Here is an 809-nt window from a genome sequence, read left to right as displayed (position 1 = left end):
GGATCTTTGATTGCAGCATAATAAGTACCAGTGGTAAGAGCTGTTGTGGATGGAATCAAGTTTCCTCCTGTCATCGCATCATACCAAACGATATTCGTAGCTGGACTAACGTCTATAGTCGCGAAAGTCGGCGCGTTAATCAAACAGAATTCCTGCGCTGTATCTGTTATTACTGGTGTTCCAGGATCAGTTACGCTAATGGCAACGGCTAATCTAACATTACTCTCACAAGTAGTTGTCGGATCTTTGATTGCAGCATAATAAGTACCCGTTGTAAGCGCTGTTGTAGATGGAATCAAGTTTCCACCAGTTAAGGCATCATACCAAACAATATTTGTAGCTGGGCTAACGTCTATAGTGGCAAAAGTCGGTGCATTTACCAAACAGAATTCCTGTGCTGTATCTGTAATCACTGGTGTTCCAGGATCAGTAACACTAATGGCAATAGCTAATCTAACATTACTTTCGCAAGTAGTTGTCGGATCTTTGATTGCAGCATAATAAGTACCCGTTGTAAGCGCAGTTGTGGATGGAATCAAATTTCCTCCTGTCATCGCATCATACCAAACAATATTTGTAGCTGGACTAACGTCGATAGTGGCAAAAGTTGGTGCATTTACCAAACAGAATTCCTGGGCTGTATCTGTAATCACTGGTGTTCCAGGATCGGTTACACTGATAGTGATAGCTAATCTAACATTACTCTCGCAAGTAGTTGTTGGATCTTTGATTGCAGCATAATAAGTACCAGTGGTAAGAGCTGTTGTGGATGGAATCAAGTTTCCTCCTGTCATCGCATCATACCAAAC

The 809-nt window shown here is 41.8% G+C and carries 1 protein-coding gene; it reads right to left on the bottom strand.

Features of this window, described 5'->3' with window-relative positions:
- The coding region (locus tag AC1RRN_RS21435) for an Ig-like domain-containing protein (protein WP_492969255.1) at nt 1–809 on the bottom strand (809 nt) is incomplete at both ends.

It is taken from the genome of Flavobacterium sp. GW821-FHT11G01, from assembly GCF_058808175.1.
The sequence above is the reverse complement of the archived record's forward strand: the minus strand, read 5'-3'. Positions and strand labels throughout refer to the sequence as shown.